We start from the raw sequence: 16,845 nt of genomic DNA, 5'->3' as shown, positions 1-16,845 counted from the left end.
CAGAGGGCACGCCATGACATCTCCCACGCCGCCAGCGAACGGCGACACAGTTCCCCTCATCGGGGTCATCACCACCGTCTATCTGAAGGCCGGCGAAGTAGCGAACGTCATCTGGTCGCCGTTCTACACCACCTACGTCGAGCGCGGGTACGCGAGCATCTACACCGGGTCGATCACACCGACACCGGTGTACAGGTCGTTCTCGGATCAGGCGGTCGCGGACCTCGTCGGCACCGAGACCGCGAAGACGCGGTTGGCGCTCGAGGTGCTCATCGAATCGTTCGGCGGCGGCGGTGGGGGAGGCCTCACGGACGCGCAGATCGCGGCGTTGGTGACGGCGTCGAGCTCGTCGCTGAAGACTGCACTCGACCAGCATTATGCACCCGTTTCTCTGGCACCGGGTGGCTCCGCTGGGCAGGTGCTCGCGAAGACCGCAGACGGGGTTGCGTGGACGGCGCAGGCAGCCGGTTCCGACCCCGCCGAGATTCCCCGCCGAATCCTCACCAAGGCCCTCGCGCAACGCGGCACACAGATCGTCAACACCGGCATCATGGGCGCATCCGTCGCAGCCGGACACAACTCCACTCCCCGGTGGCGCAAGTTCTGGAACCTGCTTGGTGAGGCATTCCACGCCCAGTACAACCCGGTCGGCATCGCAGGCGGCTTCCACTCCCTGCTCACCGAACTGAATTCGTGGGCCTTCACCGGCACCACCTCCCAGGTCCGCCGAGGATTCGGCACCGGCTCGGTCGCCTTCTCGGCAGGCGCGACCGCGAGCCTGAGTCCCGCAGTCACCACCGGATTCACCGTCTACTACGCTCAAGGCCCCGGCCAGGGACCGTTCAAGATCAAGCTCGACAACGGTGCAGACGTCACCGTCACCCCCGACACCAGCGGGGCGCTGCGCTACGACGGCGTCTGGAGCTCACAGGCACTCGTCCGCCAGGGCCACACCATCAAGATCACCGCAGTCGGCGCGTGCGAGATCAACTCCGTCTACGTCATCGACCAGGACCACAACGTCGGTGTCCGGTTCATGTGCGGCGCGCTCGGCGGCAACCTCTCCGCCGACTTCCTCAACTCGACGTACGCCCCGACGCACTGGGCGCAGGTCGCCGCTCTCGCCCCGAAGATGCTCGCCGTCCACGTCGGCTCGAACGACCACAACGCCGGCGTCCCGGTCGCGACGTACAAGGCGAACCTCGAAGCGATCCTGACGCAGATCGAGACCACGCTCGGCTATCGGCCGTGGGTGCCGATCATCGCCCAGAATCCGCGCACCGGAGACTTCCTGACCCCGGTCGCTCCGTGGTCGGCGTACGTGCAGGCGATGAAGGAAGTCGCGGCAGCGCATCCGACGTGGGTCTCGTTCCACGACTACGGTCCACTGTTCCCTCAGGTGGAGGCGGACGGCGACGGCGGCGGCATCCTGTCCACCGACAAGGTGCACCCGACCACCCTCGGCCACGAGGTCATCTTCATGGAGCTGGCCCGCCAGTTCGGTGTACCGGCCCGCTCGAACACAGCGGTCACCCCGCCTGTCGGCATCCCGATCGTTCCCGGCACGTCCTCGTCCGTGACTCCGGTTTCGGTCACACGTGGCCTGGTGTCGCGGTTCTCGGCGAAGTCGTTCGCCGATTACGGCATCGCGGACGGTACAGCGGTCGCGGAATGGCCGGTCGAGCAGGGCTCGTCTCTCGTCCCGATGTCGCAGGCGACAGAAGCGCGTCGGCCCGTCTACCGCGCGACAGGGGCACCGGGTGGTCAGCCCGCCGTGCAGCTCGACGCAGCACTCACTCAGTCGATGGCATCGGCGGCGTGGGCGTCGGGCGTCGATACCCCGCTGACGATCATCGCCGTGTTCTCGCCGACCGCCACCCCCGCGTCGTCGCAGACCATCGTCTCGGGCATGGCGGCAACGAGGTACATCGCGTTGCAGAACTCGAACGACAACCGCATCGCGGTCCTGCCTGGAGCCACGACGGGCACCCTGCGCAGCGCACCGTCGACAGTCGTCGCGTCGACGATGTATGCGGTCGCGGGCAAGGTCGACGGCGCGTCGTCGTCGCTGCACATCAACAAGAAGTCCGCGACCGTCACGGGCACGCTCGTCACGACCGCCGAGAATGCGGTCGCGGGCCTGTCGGGTGTGTCGATCGGCCGCGCCGCGTCGTCGGCGACGACCGGCAACATGTCGGGCTACGTCTCGGAAGTCCTGGTCTACAACGTGGCTCTGACGCAGACCGAGATCGACACGATCATGACCGAACTCGGCACTGCATACAGTCTCGCTATCGCTGCCTAGGGAGTCGATGGCGGGAAGCGGGCGGCAAGCCGAAGCGGATGCAGTCCGTCGAGGACCACCTCACCGATGGTCATCATGTACATGCCGATGGTGTCGGTGTTCATCACGGACTGAATCTGCTTGCTCAGTTTTTCGAGGTGCTTCTCCAGCGCGGAGTTTGCGACTCCGTTGTGCACCCCGCCTGCGATATGCGCGGCGTAATCGATGATGTCTCGGACAGTGACGACCTCGCGTTCGACCAGGGCGCACTCGATTGCAAGGAACTCGCGCAGCTTGAACAGTCGGGCTCGTTCTGGGCTCGGGTGGTGCGACGGGTGCAGGCCCATGACCAATCTGGAGTCGGGTGGTCCGACGCTCAGCGAATCGAAGCGGTGGATGTCCTCCTGAATCGCTTCGAATTTCAGAGCTCCTACTCGGTAGAGCCGGTTCATCTGGTGCGCGAGAGGGTCGGCGTCGAGAATCAGTTGGCGGATGAGGCCGGATGCACGAATCAGTCCGTACTCGGATCGTTCGACGCGGGTCTTGTGGTGGAGGTCATCGCAGACATGCAGAAACAACGTGCGCAGTTCCATCGGCCGACGTCGTCAGATCTGTTCGAACGGAAATGGCTGGTCGGCTGATCTCCGCTCGCCGTCGCGGTCGATGATCTCGCCGATCAGTTCCGAGATCGGTTCCGGCATCGATCGCAGCGTGTCGAGGCTGACTGCGCCGTCGTACTCGGCGGAGTGGTACGCCCATTTGGCGAGGGTCCGGAGACTGTCGCGGGGTACCAGAACGGTGTCGGCCATGTGTTGAGTGTGACTGATTCCGTTGGTTCCGTATAGCTGGCGATGGTTCTTGATGGTTCCCGATAGTGCTGAATCATCCGTCCGAATGACTCTCTCGAAAAGGGTGCATAACGCGAGAAATTGGCGCTTATGTAGGTACACCCGTAGGTACACCAACATTGTGGGTGTGGGTACACCGGAGTAGGATGGACGCATGTCAGAAGCGCTGTTCGACTTTCCGGAGTGCCCGCCCATACCGAAACGGCGTCGTGCAATGGGAGGGCATCAATCCTCGCGGGCCGAGACGACGACCTGGCTCACGCCGCGCTTCGTGCTCGACGCGCTCGGGGAGTTCGACCTCGATCCGTGCGGCGCACCGAACTGGCCGACAGCGCAGCGGCACATCATCCTTCCAGAGGACGGTCTCGCAGCGCCGTGGTCCGGTCGGGTGTGGCTCAACCCGCCGTACGGCAACGAGGCGGCGGTGTGGCTGGAGAAGCTCGCCGAGCATGGCCGGGGGTTGGCGTTGATCTTTGCGCGTACCGAGACGCAGTGGTTCGTGTCGGAGGTGTGGGAGAAGGCGACGGCGGTGTTATTTCTGCACGGCCGGATCCGCTTCCATCGCGCGGACGGTTCGGTGCCGGATTCGACGTCGGGCGCTCCGTCGTGCTTGGTGGCGTACTCGATCGAGGATGCGGACGTGCTGCGGTCGTGCTCGTTGGCCGGAACGTGCGTGAGCCTGTGATGCCTGTAGGTACACCCACTAGGGTTCGGTCTGTGCCGAACAAGCCGAAGACGACGCTGCGGAACTTCCGGATCCCGGACGACGAGTACGCGGCGGCGAAGGCTGCCGCCGAAGCGAACGGTGAATCGCTCACTGACGTGGTCCGGCGAGCACTGTCCGGATACGCGAAACGGACCGAGAAGAAGCAGCGTCAAACGGGAGCATAAGAAAGAGATAGTTGCGCACATGCACAGTCCAGGTTTGATTGCGTAATTACGTGTATATGCCCGGTTTGTTCGGTACGGTGACAGTCCTCGGAAACGAGACGACCCCGCCCGGTGCTGGAACACCTGACGGGGTCATGCCACCCACCAGTGCTGACCTGGGAGATGACTCTTGCTCGACGCTACCGTGTACACCCCTGCCCTGCCCAACTTCGACGCCCCCGTGTCCACACAGACTCTCGACCCGGTGGATCGGGCGATCTACGCCGAAGCGTTCGTCCAACGGTGGGAGTGTGAGAACACTCGCCGCTCCTACCTGTCGGATCTGGAGGTTCTGTTCGCCTGGTGTGACAGCCGGGGCCTCGACGTGTTCGCTGTCCATCGGATGCACTTGCAGGTGTTCATGCGGTACCTCGCCGACGAGCGCGACAATTGTGCGACGACGATCCTGCACCGCATGTCCACGATCGCGCAGTTCTACGAGCTCGCCGTCGACGACAGCCTGTGCGGGAAGAATCCGACCAGGTTGTTGAAACTGCCGAAGCGTCCGACGATCCGATCCGCTGACCGTGCGTTGACGCCGCGTGAGTTCGAACGCCTCGTGTGGGCGGCCGCCGACGCCGGCCCCGTCGACTACGCCCTGGTGCTGATCATGGGGGTGTGCGGGCTGCGGGTGTCACCGACATGCTCGCTGGACGTGGAGACGGCGACGGTACTCGATCAGGCGCACCGGATGCTGGTGTTCACGAACAAGGGCGGCGAGACGATGGCGGTGCCGCAGCCCCCGATCGTCGTCCAGGCCGTCGACCGCGTCATCGACGGACGCACGACCGGGCCGCTGCTACCACGCAACGACGGGTCACGCATGACACGGCAGTCCGCGGCGAAAATACTGACCCGGCTGAAACGTCACGCCGGGATCACACGGCGCCTCACTCCACACGATCTGCGCCACACCTTCGCGGTGACGTCGCTGGAATCCGGTGTCCCGTTGGAGGCTGTCGCACTGTCGATGGGCCACAAGGACTCGTCGACGACGTACCGGCATTACGGGCGCCGCACCATCGCGAACAATCAGCATTCGGCGCACATCGTCGCCGGGAGCATTCAGGTGCCGAACCTGTGAGCTGCTAGCTACCGGCCCCGACCGTCGAACGCCGAGTCTCGGCAGTCGGGGCCGAACGGCGGCGTATAGGTGACGGCGTCGCATTCGCGGCAGCGGTGAGTCCTGTGGTGGTGGATCTCGCACGAGCAGACATGCGATCCGACGAGCACCTTCCCGGGGCCGAGGTCGTGTCCGTTCGGGCACACAGCGGGCGCGTCCTCTACCCAGCCCTTCGGCGTCCGGCGCAGGCTGTTGTGATCCATCGGGACATCGTCGCAGATGCTTGCCTCCCCACAGGCAGGTGAGCGACTATCCTTCAGGTCAAGAGCTGCTGGCCTCGGGCCGGGCGCATTACGCCCGTCCGGGAGGTTCCCATGCCCACCACCAGCTGGCCGTCCATCCGCGCCGACCGCATGCGCGTCACACGTGAGGACGTGTGCGGTGCACCGATCATCGGCCCATCGACCACCATCTCCACGAAGGGCTTCGCGTCGATCGCCCTGTCACCTCAGTACGAGGAGGGCACCGAGACGGTGATGAAGAACGCCGACGGTTCGATCGACTGGATCGACAAGCCGAAGGACGAGATCAAGTACGTCGGTGTGACGATCGCGTTCAACCGTGTGAACCCGGATCTGTTCTCGGCGATCATGGGTCACCCCATCGTCCTCGACGGCGTCGGTAACGCGGTCGGTGTCGAGATCGGTGAGACGGTGGAGACGGCGTTCGGTCTCGAATCGTGGACGGACACTCCTGGTGTCGCGTGCGCGGGCGCGAAGCCGTACGGCTACTTCGTGCTGCCGTGGCTGACCGGTGGCCGCCTCGACGACTTCACGCTGCAGAACGAGGCCGCGTCGTTCACCATCTCCGGTGCGATCACGAACGCGAACTCGCCGTGGGGTGTCGGCCCGTACGACGTCGTCCTGCAGGCGCCTGTCGCGCCGGCGACGGTGGGTGTGCCGGGGCCGCTGCTGACGCCGATCGGGCCGAAGGCGCACTTCCGGATGCTGCAGACGTTGGTGCCGCCGCCCGCGCACGCTGATTCGCCGATCGCGCTGACCGCGTAGTGGCGGGTCCACAGGGCTGGGACGTCGTACCCGCATGCTCCGACTGGGGTGCGGCGTCGACGACTCCCGAGCAGAAGGAACGAGCACTGGAGCTGGCCGTCCACATCTTGTGGTCGTTGACGGGCAAGGTCTTCGGGCTGATGCCTGCGACGGTGAGGCCGTGCTTCGGTAGCCGCGAGCATTCGACCGCGTATCGGGGTGCCGGTCATTCCGGTGCCTGGTGGTGGCCTGGGCTGATCAACCAGTCCGGGGTGTCGGGTGCGTGCGGGTGTTCGTCTCGTTGTGACTGCTTGGGTCCGTCGCAGTTGATGCTGCCCGGCCCTGTGGAGACCGTCACCGCTGTCACGATCGACGGCGAGGTGTTGGATGCGTCGGCGTATCGGGTGAAGAACCGGCGCTGGCTACTCCGCATCGATGGCGAGTCGTGGCCGCAGAATCAGGACATGCGCGCCGCCGACGACGGTGCGGGCGCGTTCGTTGTCGAGTATCTGCGTGGTGTCCCGGTCCCGAAGGCGGGCCTGCATGCTGCCGGGGATTTGGCGTGTGACTTCCTGCGGGCGTCGGCGGGGAAGGACTGCCGCATCCCGTCGCGTGCACAGTCCGTCTCCCGGTCGGGGATGGACGTGCAACTGCTGGACCCGTACATGCTGTTCGACCAAGGCCTCACGGGGCTGCCGTCTGTCGACGTGTGGATCGCGGCGGTGAATCCGACGCGGGCGCGCTCGAGGTCGCGGGTGTACTCCCCGGACATGCGCGGACCGGCGAGGTTCCACTGATGGCCGACACAGGTGTCTACGTCCTCGCCGCGCAACTGTTGGACCGTCTGACCGAGGAGCTCCACGGGACGCGGGCGGGGGAGGTGTCGTGGTCGGCGGTGTTCCCCGGCACGCAGATCCAGCCGCACTTCGGTGACTGCACGTCGGTGGCCGGCGTCCGCATCAAGACGATCACTCCGACGATCTCGTTTCCGCAACCAGCCCGGCAGATCAACGAGCACACCGCGCACGAGTACATGGTGGTGTTCGAGATGATCGTCGATCGCTGCGCCTACACACCGGCAGACAACTCGGTGCCCGACATCCCATTCCTGGACTCGATGGTGCGTGACGCGATGGACGACGCCGCCGCGATGCGCAAGGCCGCCCTCTGCACATGGACGGACCGTGACGTCGTCCTCGGTATGTGGATACCGCGTTACGGGGGCGGAGCGAACGGTGGCGCTATGGACGTCACCGTCGCCGCTGACGTCCACTGCGGCTGCGACGTCATCCCCACGCCGCTGGACGAGCTCGTGCAGCCGTTGGAAGGCGACCCGCGGTTCTACTGACCCAGGGAACAGTCAGCACCGTATCCTGGACGGCATGAGCGAAGTCACCGTACGTGCCCTGCAGAACACCGTCGAGTTCGAACCGGGGGCCGTGTTCACCACCGACCGCACCCCGAGGATCGAGCAGTTGATCCGTGACGGTCGGATCGAGGAAGTCACCGACGGCGACACCGCTGCCATTGCCTCGGAGGTGCTGACGGGTTCCGCCGCGGTTGTGAGCGCGGACGCCGAAAAGGACAGTGGGCATATCGCTGCCGTCGACCCCGGCACCGGTGAGACCGTCGAAGCGAACGTCCAAGCGGGAGGTGTTCAGTACGGCGCCGATCAGGACGACACGCCGCCAGCCGCAACGGAATCCGACACCGACGAGCCTGCTCCGGAGGAAGGGCGCAAGACCAGCGGCCGCGCCCGGAAGCCGAAGACCGACACCGAATAGGACAGGCCATGTCCCACGCCGAAATCCACCACGCCAACATCGACGCCGTCATGTCGGCGGCCGGTATGCGGTGGGGTGACCGCGTGGGGCAGGAGGTCGTCAACCGGGCACGCGCGAACTGTCCCACCGACGACGGCCGACTGAAAGCGTCGATCACGCATCTGGTCACCCTCGGAAACGACAGTGTCACACTGCGTGTCGGCTCCCCACTCGACTACGCCAAATGGGTGCACCGCGGCACCGGCATCTACGGCCCGCACGGCACACCCATCGTCCCCGTCTCGGCGAAAGCGTTGAAGTTCCGGCAGCCGAAGATGATGGGACCACTGCCACGCGGGGTGAAAAACGCTCCGAAGAATCGGCGCCCGTTCGTGTTCGCGAAATCGGTGAAGGGTTCGCCGCCGTCCCCGTTCCTGTCCGACGCGTTGAAGGACGTGTTCGGTGCAGCTGTAGTTCGAGATACACCCCACGCCAACGACTAAAAGGAAAATTCTATGGCCGCCAGTTCCAAGAAGTCCGCTGCACCTACCGTCGAGCCGGACGTCGAACCCGACTTCGACGTCGACGAACAGCGCACCGCCGACGAGATATTCGAGTCCGCGGTGGAGACGTTGGAGATCCCGGACGATCTGCAGTTCGACGTCACCGACGAGGATGACGACGAAGACGATGCGGTCGGGGAGCCGACCGCGTTCCGGATCCGCAATCAGGTGCTGCACGCGTATCAGCCGTCGCGGGGAACGCTGCTGTTGCTGATGTCGAGTTTCTCCCGCAACGCGACGGAGATCGATCAGATCAACGGCATCATGTCGTTCTACAACCGTGTCCTGTCGACGGGGTCGAAGGAGTGGCTGTACCGGTACATCGAGTCCCCGAAGTTCGACGAGGACGTTCTGATGGATGTCATTCGTGCGCTCGCGAAGCGTTGGAACGCTGAGGATCTGCTGCCGCAGAATCAGCGCACCAACCGGGCTGAGCGTCGAGCGACGCAGAAGTCGAAGCGCAAGAACTGACGACAACCCCACCGAGAGAAGGAGTTCGACATGTCGTTTACCCCTGAGCAGATCGCACAGGTCACGCACGAAGCTAACCGAGTACTTCAGGGCATCGAGGGTGACCCGGCGCAGTCGCCGCACTGGGACGATGCGCCGCAGTGGCAGAAGGATTCTGCTATCGACGGTGTCGAGGGTGCACTGAATGGCCGGACACCTGAGGAGTCTCACCAGGGCTGGCTCGATCACAAGGCGAAGGACGGCTGGGTCTACGGCGAGGTCAAGGATCCGGAGAAGAAGACGCACCCGTGCTGCGTTCCGTACGACCAGCTTCCGGAGAATCAGCAGATCAAGGACCACCTCTTCACGTCGATCGTTCGTACGCTCGCCGAGCTCGACTAGGCGGTGCCGGCTGGTGCGTGGCGTCGGCAGATCGACGCGTGGTCGCTCGACGGCCGGGCAGTCGTACTCGCGCCCCAGCCGGAACTCCGCGTCCTCGTGGGCCTGTTGTTGGCGTCGAGTCCGGTACCGATGTTGATGGGCACCTGCGGGGATTCTGTGGACGCGGACTGGTTGGCGGGCAGGATCGTCGACCCCGACAGCAAGATCACCGACGACATGCTCGACCGGATCGCTGACGGTATCGCCGACGCGTATTTCGCGCGGCCGCGTTGGCAGGCGCAGGTGATCTGGCGGCGCGGCCTCAACTCGTGGATGGACATCGACGGTGAATTGTCCGGCCGAGGTATCGATCTGATGGTGCTGCCGCCGGATCGGGCGACGAACATCGTGTACCGGATCCTGATGGATTGGGTTCGTGAGGACAAGCGGGCGCGGGAGCAGTTCGTTGCTGAACTGTCGACGCCGCCTGCCGCTGTGCAGGTCCGGAACGTGAAGGTTGTGAAGGACGTCGAGGCTGCTCACGCCGATTGGAATGCTCTCGCGGCGTTGTCTGCGCAGGCGCAGGGCGGGTAGTTGGCAGTTGTATCGCCGTCGAGCCGATACGCTGATCATCAGATAGACGAGTTCCGCCGCTGGCCTCGGGCCGGGCACCCCACGTTTGGGTGTTCCCGAGGAGGCCGCGGCAGTGACACAGCCCTTCGCGACCGCCCATGTCGATGCCGAACTGAACTGGGGCAACCTCGACGAGGAACTCGCCACCAAGGTTCGTGCGGCGGCGCTGAAAGCATCTCGGGCTGCGCAGCGTGAGCTGAACCGCATCAAGTTCACACCGAACGTCGACGTCTCCCAGTTGCGGCGTGATATTCGGATGATCGAAGGGCTGACTGCTCGGGTCAATCTCGATGTGAGTCAGGCGGAGATTCGCAGGTTCGTTCGCGACATCAGTGTGAAACTGCGCGACAACCGTCCTGTTGTTCACGTGAACCCTGTCGTCGACATGGCACGTCTGCGTGGACAGCTACGGCAACTCCCCGACGGCAAGGTCAAGGTTGGCCTGTACGTCACCAATGCCGAGGTGCGGCGGTTCGCCACTGAACTGCGGGCGATGTTGTCGCTGGCGAACATTCAGATGCCGATCGGTTTGGATGTTCGCAACGAGGCCGCGTTCATCGCGCGCATCAACGAGCTGACGCGGGATCGCACGATGAACGTCCGGATGAATCAGTCCGGCGGTGGCGGCGGTCTGGGCGGCGGCGGTGGGGGTATGGGCGGCCGGCGCAGCCCGGTATTCAGAACCCTGAAGATCGGCGGCATCGCGACGCTTGTCATGGCAATCGCTGGCGCTGCGGGTACCGCGTTGGGTGCTGTCGGTGCACTCGCCGGAGGCCTCGCCGCATTGGGGCCTGCCGCGCTCGCAGGAGCCGGAACGGCAGTCGTCGGCCTCAACGGTATCGGGGACGCGTTCTCGGCGTTCTCAGACCAATCAGCATCCGCCGGCCAGGACGCCAAGGCTCAAGCGAAAGCGATCGAGTCCGCAGCCCGTGGTGTCGAGCAGGCGGAGAAGGCGGTCGTCCGGGCGAAGAAGGACGCCAAGGATGCCGAGGATGATCTCACCCGCGCCCGTAAGGATGCGCTGAATCAGCTCGAGGATCTGAACCTCGAACTCCGCGGCGCCGCACTGTCGGAGAAGGACGCGATCCTCTCCATCCGGGAAGCGCAACGCGATCTCGCGACGGGCAAGTTCGACAACCCTGACGAACGCGCCCGCGCAGTACTGCGCGTCGAGGAGGCCGAGCAGCGACTCCTCGAAGTCCAGGCGCGGAACAAGGATCTCGCCGAGGAAACGTACGAGGCGAACGTCAAGGGCGTCGAGGGTTCCGACCAGGTCGTCGACGCGAAAGACCGTCTCGCAGAGGCGAACGACAACGTCAAGGAATCGCAGCGCGACCTGATCGACGCGATGAACGAGCTCGCCGAGGCACAGTCCCCGGCCGCTGGTGGCGTCGACAAGGTCGCCGAGGCGCTCGCGAAACTGTCGCCGAATGCGCGGGACTTCGTGCTGGCGATGCGGGATCTCGGGCCGATGTGGAAAGACCTGCGTCTCGCCACCCAGGATGCCATGTTCGCTGACCTCGACACGGTGTTCACGAATCTCGCGCAAGCGACGCTGCCGACGTTGAAGACGGGGATGGTGGAGGTCGCGGATGCGATGAACCGCGGCGCGCAGTCGTTCGCGACGTTCTGGTCGAGCGCTGAAGCGCAGGAAGGGTTGCGGGCGGCGTTCTCCGGGACGGCGACGCTGATCGACTCGTTGCAGCCGGGGCTCGAGCAGCTCAGTACCGGGTTCCTGGATATGGCCCGTGCTGCGGAGCCGGTGATGGACAAGGTCGGGCAGGGGCTCGGTGATCTGCTCGGCGGTATCGGGCAGGCGTTCACCGATGCGTTCGAGTCCGGTGCGCTGACGCAGTTGATTTCGACGTTCGGTGACATCATGTCCGGGCTCGGTGGCGGCCTGAACTCGTTGCTGGACGGCCTGATCGAGATGGGCAACATCGTCGGCCCGTACATCGGTCCACTGTTTCAGGCGTTCGGTGACGCCATCAAGGACATGGCGCCGTCGCTCGGTGTGTTGGGTGCGGCGTTCACGTCGTCGTTCACCGCGATGCTGCCGACGCTCGCCGAGTTCATCTCCGAGCTCGCTGACGGTTTGGCGCCGGTGATGCCGGTCCTCGCGCAACTGTTCAACGCGCTGGCGCAAGCGTTGATGCCGCTGATTCCGCCGCTGTCGGACATCATGGTCGTCGTCGGCACCGCGTTGGCGGATGCGATCACGGCGCTCGCTCCGGCGATGGGGCCGCTCGGTGAATCGTTCGCGTCACTGATCACGGCTATCGCGCCGATGTTGCCGATGATCGCCGAAGTTGTCTCCGTGATGATCCAGGCGTTGGCGCCGGCGCTGACGAAGATCTTCGACGCTCTCGGCCCGGTCATCGAGCAGTGGCTTGACGGGATGAAGCCTGTCCTCGAGCAGTTGGCGCCGATCCTCGCCGACGTCGCGATGCAGCTCGGTGAGGCGATCGCGGATGCGCTGATTCAGCTGATGCCGCTGTTGCCGACGCTGATCGATTCGTTCTCTCGGATCGTGCTGGCGATCGCACCGTTCATCCCTCAGCTGGTGGAGATTTGGGCTGATCACCTGCCGATGATGATCGAGTTGTTCACGTGGCTGGTGCGTGAGGTGCTGCCGAAGGTCGTCACGATTTTCGAGTTCCTGGCGCAGAACATTCTGCCGATCGTCATCGATGCGATCCGTTGGTTCGCTGACCAGTTCGCCGCGAAGATCACGTCAGTTCGGAATGCGTTCTCGGATGTGAAGGAGTTCTTCCGGACGACCGTCGATGCGATCGGCGGGTTCTTCGGCGGCCTCGCGGACACCGTCGGCAGTGTGTGGGACGCGATCCTGAACAAGATCAAGGACGTCGTCGGGAACATCGGCAACATCATCAAGGGCGCTGGGGATCTGCTCGGCAAGGTGCCCGGAATGAGTGACCGCGCCAGGACGATTTCCGGTGTCGGGCAGGGATTGATCGACTGGGCGAACATGACCACCACCGGTGGGACGGGTGGGACACTGAAGCAGGCGACGCAGATCAGCGCTTTGCAGAAGCAGGCGATTCCGCGCGGCTACGCCAACGGTGGCCTGTTCCACGGCAAGGGCGGCCCCACCGACGACGCGAACCTGATCCGCATCTCCGATCAGGAGCACCTCGCGTACGTCACGAAAGCGCAGGCGGTGTCGGGGACGACGCTGCCTCTGCTCGATGCGATCAACAACGGTTGGGTTCCGTCTGCTGAGTTCCTGTCCGCGATGGTCGGTGCCGTCCCGGGGTTCGCTGGCGGCGGTCTGGTGTCGGCGGAGCAGGTGTCGCAGTTCCCGAGGATCGCGGGACTCGAAGGCGCACCGTACGTGTGGGGCGGCATCCAGTGGGGTGACTGCTCCGGCGCTATGTCCGCGATCGCACGCTACGCGGCAGGGTTGGACCCGTTCGGCGGCCGATTCGCCACCGGCACCATGGGCGCAGAGCTCGCCAGCATGGGCGCCCAGCCCGGCCTCGGGCCCGCTGGATCGTTGAACTTCGGCTGGTACAACGGCGGCCCGTACGGCGGCCACACCGCCGGCACTCTCCCCGACGGCACGAACGTCGAGATGGGCGGCGGACGCGGTGACGGTCAGGTCGGCGGACCTGCTGCGGGAGCGGACGATCCGAGCTTCACCGATCACGCGCATTTCCCGCCCGAGTTCTTCGTCGGCGGCGACCGACTCCCAGGCCAGCCTGCGTTCTCGTACCAGTCGCCTGCAGATGCGATGGCAGGCGGCGGCTACTACACAGGCGGCGGTGGCGGCGGGGCTGGGATGGTCACTGGCGGTGGAGGAGTCAACCTGACCGGCCCGTCGTCGGCGTACTACGACCCGGCGATGGTGCAGAACGCGACCACCGGCTACTCGCTGCCGAACACGGGCGGTGACCTGTACGGCGGCTACGACCCGTACTCCATCGGCACCGGGTCGTGGGCCGAACGGATCGACGCAGCGAACCGGTGGGCCGCCGACCAGAACTTCGGCACCCAGGCCGAGAAGTGGGGCTACGAGGCAGCCGGGTCGATCATCGGGGATCTGCTGTCCCCGTTAGGCCTTGGTGGTCTCGCGCAAGACCAGGTGTCGAACGCCTACGAGGAGATGATGAAGCAGCGTGCCGAATTCAATTCGTACAACGGCGGATACGGCGACAACAAGCTCGCCGACACGATGATCTTCCAGAACCACGACGAGCGTAAAGCAACCGACGAGATGGAGCGGATGCTGAACAATCGCACCACGCCTGCCACTGTCACGACCAGGAACGGTGGGTGATCGCGGTGACGTATCCGTGTGATCCGGCAGAGAACGAACCCCGTCCCGTTCAGCTGATCCTCCGCAACGCTGCCGGGCAGGACGTCGACACGCTGAACATCTACGGCAAGGAGTACGGCGGCGAAGGAGTCACCCTCGCCGAAGGCTACGACGGTTTCGAGCACGCCGACGTCACCATTCCGCGTGAGTCCGGCGCGTACATGAAAGGTTCGAAGCCGTCAGACATTCCACGCGAGAACGAACGGATCATGACGTTCATCCTCGGCACCCAGGCCGCGACAGCAGCGCGCTGCGAGGACGTCGAAACTCGGTTGTGGAAGTTCCTGTCCCCGTTCTTCGAATGCGTCATGCGCGTCTATTCGCACCGGTCCGAGCCGCGTGAGATCGGGATCCGGCTCGAGCGTCGACCGAAGTCGATGATCAAACGGAAGGGGCCGGGCAAGAACCGGTTCGGCGCCTGGGAGATCGTCGCGCTCGCATGCAAACCGGACTGGCAGTCCCAGGAGCTGCGGTTCACGGTGAAGCGTTCGGAGATGACTCCGATCGGCGGCGGTGTCTACGAGCAGATGGTGCCGATCGTCAACTACGGTGACCAGCCGTCGTATCCGATCTTCGCATCCAACCAGCTGGAAGCTGCGACGATCGTGACGCTGCCCGACCGGAACACCGGCCGCACAGTCACGCTCCCGTCGCTGACCGCGGGCCGTGAGTTCCTCGTCCGGACAGACCCGATGCTCCGCACCCTGCTCGTCCGCGATCAGTCGCTGCAGTGGGCGAAGATGAATGCCCGCGCATTCGACGACGACCCGATCCCACGCTCGTTCATCGAACCCTATATGGCGCCGATCCGCATCCAAGGCGGCACCGCGAACACCGAAGTCACCATGTACGTTCCCCAGTTCTGGCAGCGCGTGTGGGGTGGTGAAGTCGCATGACCGCACCCACCATGCCGTCCCTGACGTGCGACCAGGTCCGCGCCGAGATCGAGGAGATGGAACGCCAGTTCCACGAGCAGATGCGCAAACCCGCATCCTGCGACATCTTCGACGGCAACTGGACCTGGGACACCCGCCAACATGTGGCCGGCGAAATCTCCGGCAACGCAGAGGAAATCCTCAACGACACCGGCACCGCCGAGATCAAGATGTTCGGCGACCACAAGCTCGCCGAGTGGATCGACGACGAGCTCGACGACGAAGAGGATGTTCACGTCCGGATCGTCGTGTCGGGCGTGCAGTGGACAGGCATCGTCCAGGACGTCGTCGAGCAGGGCACAGCGGATGGGCAAGAGTACTTCATCCTGAAGTGCATCTCCGAGTACGAGCACATGAAACGCGTTGTGTGCTACTGCAACCCGTTCTTCCCGGCCGAGTTCCAGTTCCCGAAGCTGTGGGCGTATGCGGGTCCGTCGGTGACCGGCGTGAAGACGCTCCTGTTCCTGAACCTGCTGCGCCGTTTCGCGCCGTTGTGGGCGCTGCCCGAGGATCTGTTCAACCCGCAGAACTGGCTGAACAATCTGAACCCGGCGAACTGGCCGATCGTCGTCCTCCCCGGCAACGTCCTCACCGACACATCGATGTGGACAGTCCTGTCGACGCGCATGGGCATGTTCCACGACGTCGTCGCACCGACCCTGTCGGATGCGCAACTACGTATCGTGTTGAAGCGCTGGTTCCCTGGCGATCCGCAGCCCGCGCCGACGCACTTCACATTGACGCAGCCGACGCTGACCGTCGACGTCGTCGATCAGTCCGGCTACTGCGGCCCGTCCGGAACACTCCTCGACGGTCTCCTGCACTTCGCGAAGAGTGTCGCCGACGACTACATCAACGAAGTGTCGACGCAGTTCTCGTACAACGTCAATCAGCCCGAGTACGACCTGACCGGGTTCCTCGGCACCATCAAGGAACCGTGGACGGCGTTCAGGAAAGCGCACAAGACTGGTGCGACGGGAATCGTTGAGTGGGAACGACATCGACTGAAATCGAATGCCTCTATAGCCGTTACTGGAGGTCACAGCCCTGACTGGGTGAACACGGGCCTCAAGCTCTTGGTCAACGGCGTTTTGGGTTACATCGGGGCAATGTTCGGCAACCCCGGACTGACACTCGGGTTGTTCGACTCGGTGGTCGAAGATGTCGTCCTCGCGTTCCATCGCGTGGGTAACCCTGTGCGACAGGCGAAGATGGGATTGCGTGGCCCGCCGCTCGGGGAAACGTTCGAGTCGTCGGGCGGCACAGGCTTCTCGCTGTCGGCGCTGCAGGCGATCCGGGTGGCGATGTGGCGATCACGACCCATGCAGACGTTCAAGTTCACCGTCCGCAACGGTGCACCGTACTGGGTCGGCCTGGACATGGATCTCGGTGATCGTTCGTCGTTCGAGCACGGCCGCCGCAAGAAGCTGCACGTCGAGCGGATGCATTCACGGAAGTGCTCGTGGGACCGCGGCAGCGACGCGGACTGGACGTGCTCGCTCGGAGACGACAAGCCCGTCGATCAGCCGGGTGCGATCCTGGCCCGTCAGCTCGAGCAAGTACGGCATATTGCTGCCTCGATCGGTGTTTCGTCGTGACGGAAGTGTGCA

Annotated in this window: 18 protein-coding genes; 15 read left to right on the top strand and 3 right to left on the bottom strand. The window is 64.5% G+C overall.

Annotation, left to right across the window (positions count from 1 at the left end; translation table 11 throughout):
• Positions 1-13 precede the first annotated feature (13 nt).
• The gene (locus tag CHB96_RS07385; protein ID WP_089244564.1) at positions 14-2,305 is read left to right on the top strand and encodes an SGNH/GDSL hydrolase family protein; all 2,292 of its coding nucleotides are present in this window, start codon (positions 14-16) and stop codon (positions 2,303-2,305) included.
• On the opposite strand, the gene CHB96_RS07380 is transcribed toward CHB96_RS07385, so the two are convergent.
• Together CHB96_RS07380 and CHB96_RS07375 are read right to left on the bottom strand one after the other, a co-directional pair.
• On the bottom strand, positions 2,302-2,877 hold the full coding sequence (locus tag CHB96_RS07380) for a hypothetical protein (RefSeq protein WP_089244562.1): 576 nt from the start codon (positions 2,875-2,877) through the stop codon (positions 2,302-2,304). The two genes, CHB96_RS07385 and CHB96_RS07380, sit on opposite strands and share 4 nt — an antisense overlap.
• A gap of 12 nt (positions 2,878-2,889) precedes the next feature.
• Entirely contained in the window at positions 2,890-3,093 is a 204-nt protein-coding gene (locus tag CHB96_RS07375) for a hypothetical protein (RefSeq protein ID WP_089244560.1), read from the bottom strand.
• Between the two features lie 193 nt (positions 3,094-3,286).
• Between CHB96_RS07375 and CHB96_RS07370 the strand changes: the two genes are divergently transcribed.
• The 3 genes from CHB96_RS07370 (at position 3,287) to CHB96_RS07365 (ending at position 5,146) form a co-directional block, all read left to right on the top strand.
• Positions 3,287-3,817, top strand: coding sequence for a DNA N-6-adenine-methyltransferase (locus CHB96_RS07370; protein WP_217899930.1), 531 nt, complete (start codon positions 3,287-3,289; stop codon positions 3,815-3,817).
• Positions 3,818-3,849: 32 nt separating this feature from the next.
• A complete protein-coding gene (locus CHB96_RS29610) occupies positions 3,850-4,023 on the top strand; it encodes a hypothetical protein (protein ID WP_176444188.1) in 174 nt (57 codons plus the stop codon).
• A gap of 169 nt (positions 4,024-4,192) precedes the next feature.
• The gene (locus CHB96_RS07365; RefSeq protein ID WP_089244556.1) at positions 4,193-5,146 is read left to right on the top strand and encodes a tyrosine-type recombinase/integrase; all 954 of its coding nucleotides are present in this window, start codon (positions 4,193-4,195) and stop codon (positions 5,144-5,146) included.
• A gap of 8 nt (positions 5,147-5,154) precedes the next feature.
• Here the strand turns inward: CHB96_RS07365 and CHB96_RS29355 are convergent, their stop codons facing one another.
• Positions 5,155-5,388 carry a hypothetical protein gene (locus tag CHB96_RS29355; RefSeq protein WP_141136458.1) on the bottom strand — a complete coding sequence of 78 codons (234 nt, stop codon included), beginning with the start codon at positions 5,386-5,388 and terminating at the stop codon, positions 5,155-5,157.
• Between the two features lie 111 nt (positions 5,389-5,499).
• Here CHB96_RS29355 and CHB96_RS07360 point away from each other — a divergent pair, with 111 nt between their 5' ends.
• The 11 genes from CHB96_RS07360 (at position 5,500) to CHB96_RS07310 (ending at position 16,833) form a co-directional block, all read left to right on the top strand.
• Complete coding sequence (locus CHB96_RS07360) at positions 5,500-6,192, top strand: hypothetical protein (protein WP_089244554.1); 693 nt, start codon at positions 5,500-5,502, stop codon at positions 6,190-6,192.
• The gene (locus tag CHB96_RS07355; protein ID WP_089244552.1) at positions 6,192-6,968 is read left to right on the top strand and encodes a hypothetical protein; all 777 of its coding nucleotides are present in this window, start codon (positions 6,192-6,194) and stop codon (positions 6,966-6,968) included. Before CHB96_RS07360 ends, CHB96_RS07355 begins: the two co-directional genes overlap by 1 nt.
• Positions 6,968-7,519: a hypothetical protein gene (locus CHB96_RS07350; protein WP_141136457.1), complete on the top strand. Its 552-nt coding sequence runs from the start codon at positions 6,968-6,970 to the stop codon at positions 7,517-7,519. The genes CHB96_RS07355 and CHB96_RS07350 overlap by 1 nt, the downstream gene beginning before the upstream one ends.
• Before the next feature lie 34 nt (positions 7,520-7,553).
• Complete coding sequence (locus CHB96_RS07345; RefSeq protein WP_089244548.1) at positions 7,554-7,955, top strand: hypothetical protein; 402 nt, start codon at positions 7,554-7,556, stop codon at positions 7,953-7,955.
• A gap of 8 nt (positions 7,956-7,963) precedes the next feature.
• A complete protein-coding gene (locus CHB96_RS07340; protein ID WP_089244546.1) occupies positions 7,964-8,437 on the top strand; it encodes an HK97 gp10 family phage protein in 474 nt (157 codons plus the stop codon).
• Positions 8,438-8,449: 12 nt separating this feature from the next.
• A complete protein-coding gene (locus CHB96_RS07335; RefSeq protein ID WP_089244544.1) occupies positions 8,450-8,968 on the top strand; it encodes a hypothetical protein in 519 nt (172 codons plus the stop codon).
• A 30-nt stretch (positions 8,969-8,998) separates the two neighbouring features.
• Positions 8,999-9,349: a RyR domain-containing protein gene (locus tag CHB96_RS07330; protein ID WP_089244542.1), complete on the top strand. Its 351-nt coding sequence runs from the start codon at positions 8,999-9,001 to the stop codon at positions 9,347-9,349.
• Between the two features lie 3 nt (positions 9,350-9,352).
• The gene (locus tag CHB96_RS07325; protein ID WP_089244540.1) at positions 9,353-9,922 is read left to right on the top strand and encodes a hypothetical protein; all 570 of its coding nucleotides are present in this window, start codon (positions 9,353-9,355) and stop codon (positions 9,920-9,922) included.
• Positions 9,923-10,034: 112 nt separating this feature from the next.
• Complete coding sequence (locus tag CHB96_RS07320; RefSeq protein ID WP_141136456.1) at positions 10,035-14,261, top strand: phage tail protein; 4,227 nt, start codon at positions 10,035-10,037, stop codon at positions 14,259-14,261.
• Positions 14,258-15,196 (top strand): hypothetical protein, encoded by a 939-nt coding sequence (locus CHB96_RS07315; RefSeq protein ID WP_089244536.1) that lies wholly within the window; start codon positions 14,258-14,260, stop codon positions 15,194-15,196. The genes CHB96_RS07320 and CHB96_RS07315 overlap by 4 nt, the downstream gene beginning before the upstream one ends.
• Positions 15,193-16,833 carry a Gp37-like protein gene (locus CHB96_RS07310; RefSeq protein WP_141136455.1) on the top strand — a complete coding sequence of 547 codons (1,641 nt, stop codon included), beginning with the start codon at positions 15,193-15,195 and terminating at the stop codon, positions 16,831-16,833. The genes CHB96_RS07315 and CHB96_RS07310 overlap by 4 nt, the downstream gene beginning before the upstream one ends.
• The last annotated feature ends 12 nt before the right edge of the window (positions 16,834-16,845 follow it).

The sequence above is a fragment of the Rhodococcoides kyotonense genome (assembly GCF_900188125.1).
GTDB lineage: Bacteria > Actinomycetota > Actinomycetes > Mycobacteriales > Mycobacteriaceae > Rhodococcoides > Rhodococcoides kyotonense.
Note: the sequence above shows the minus strand (reverse complement) of the source record. Positions and strands in the feature narration are given on the sequence as shown.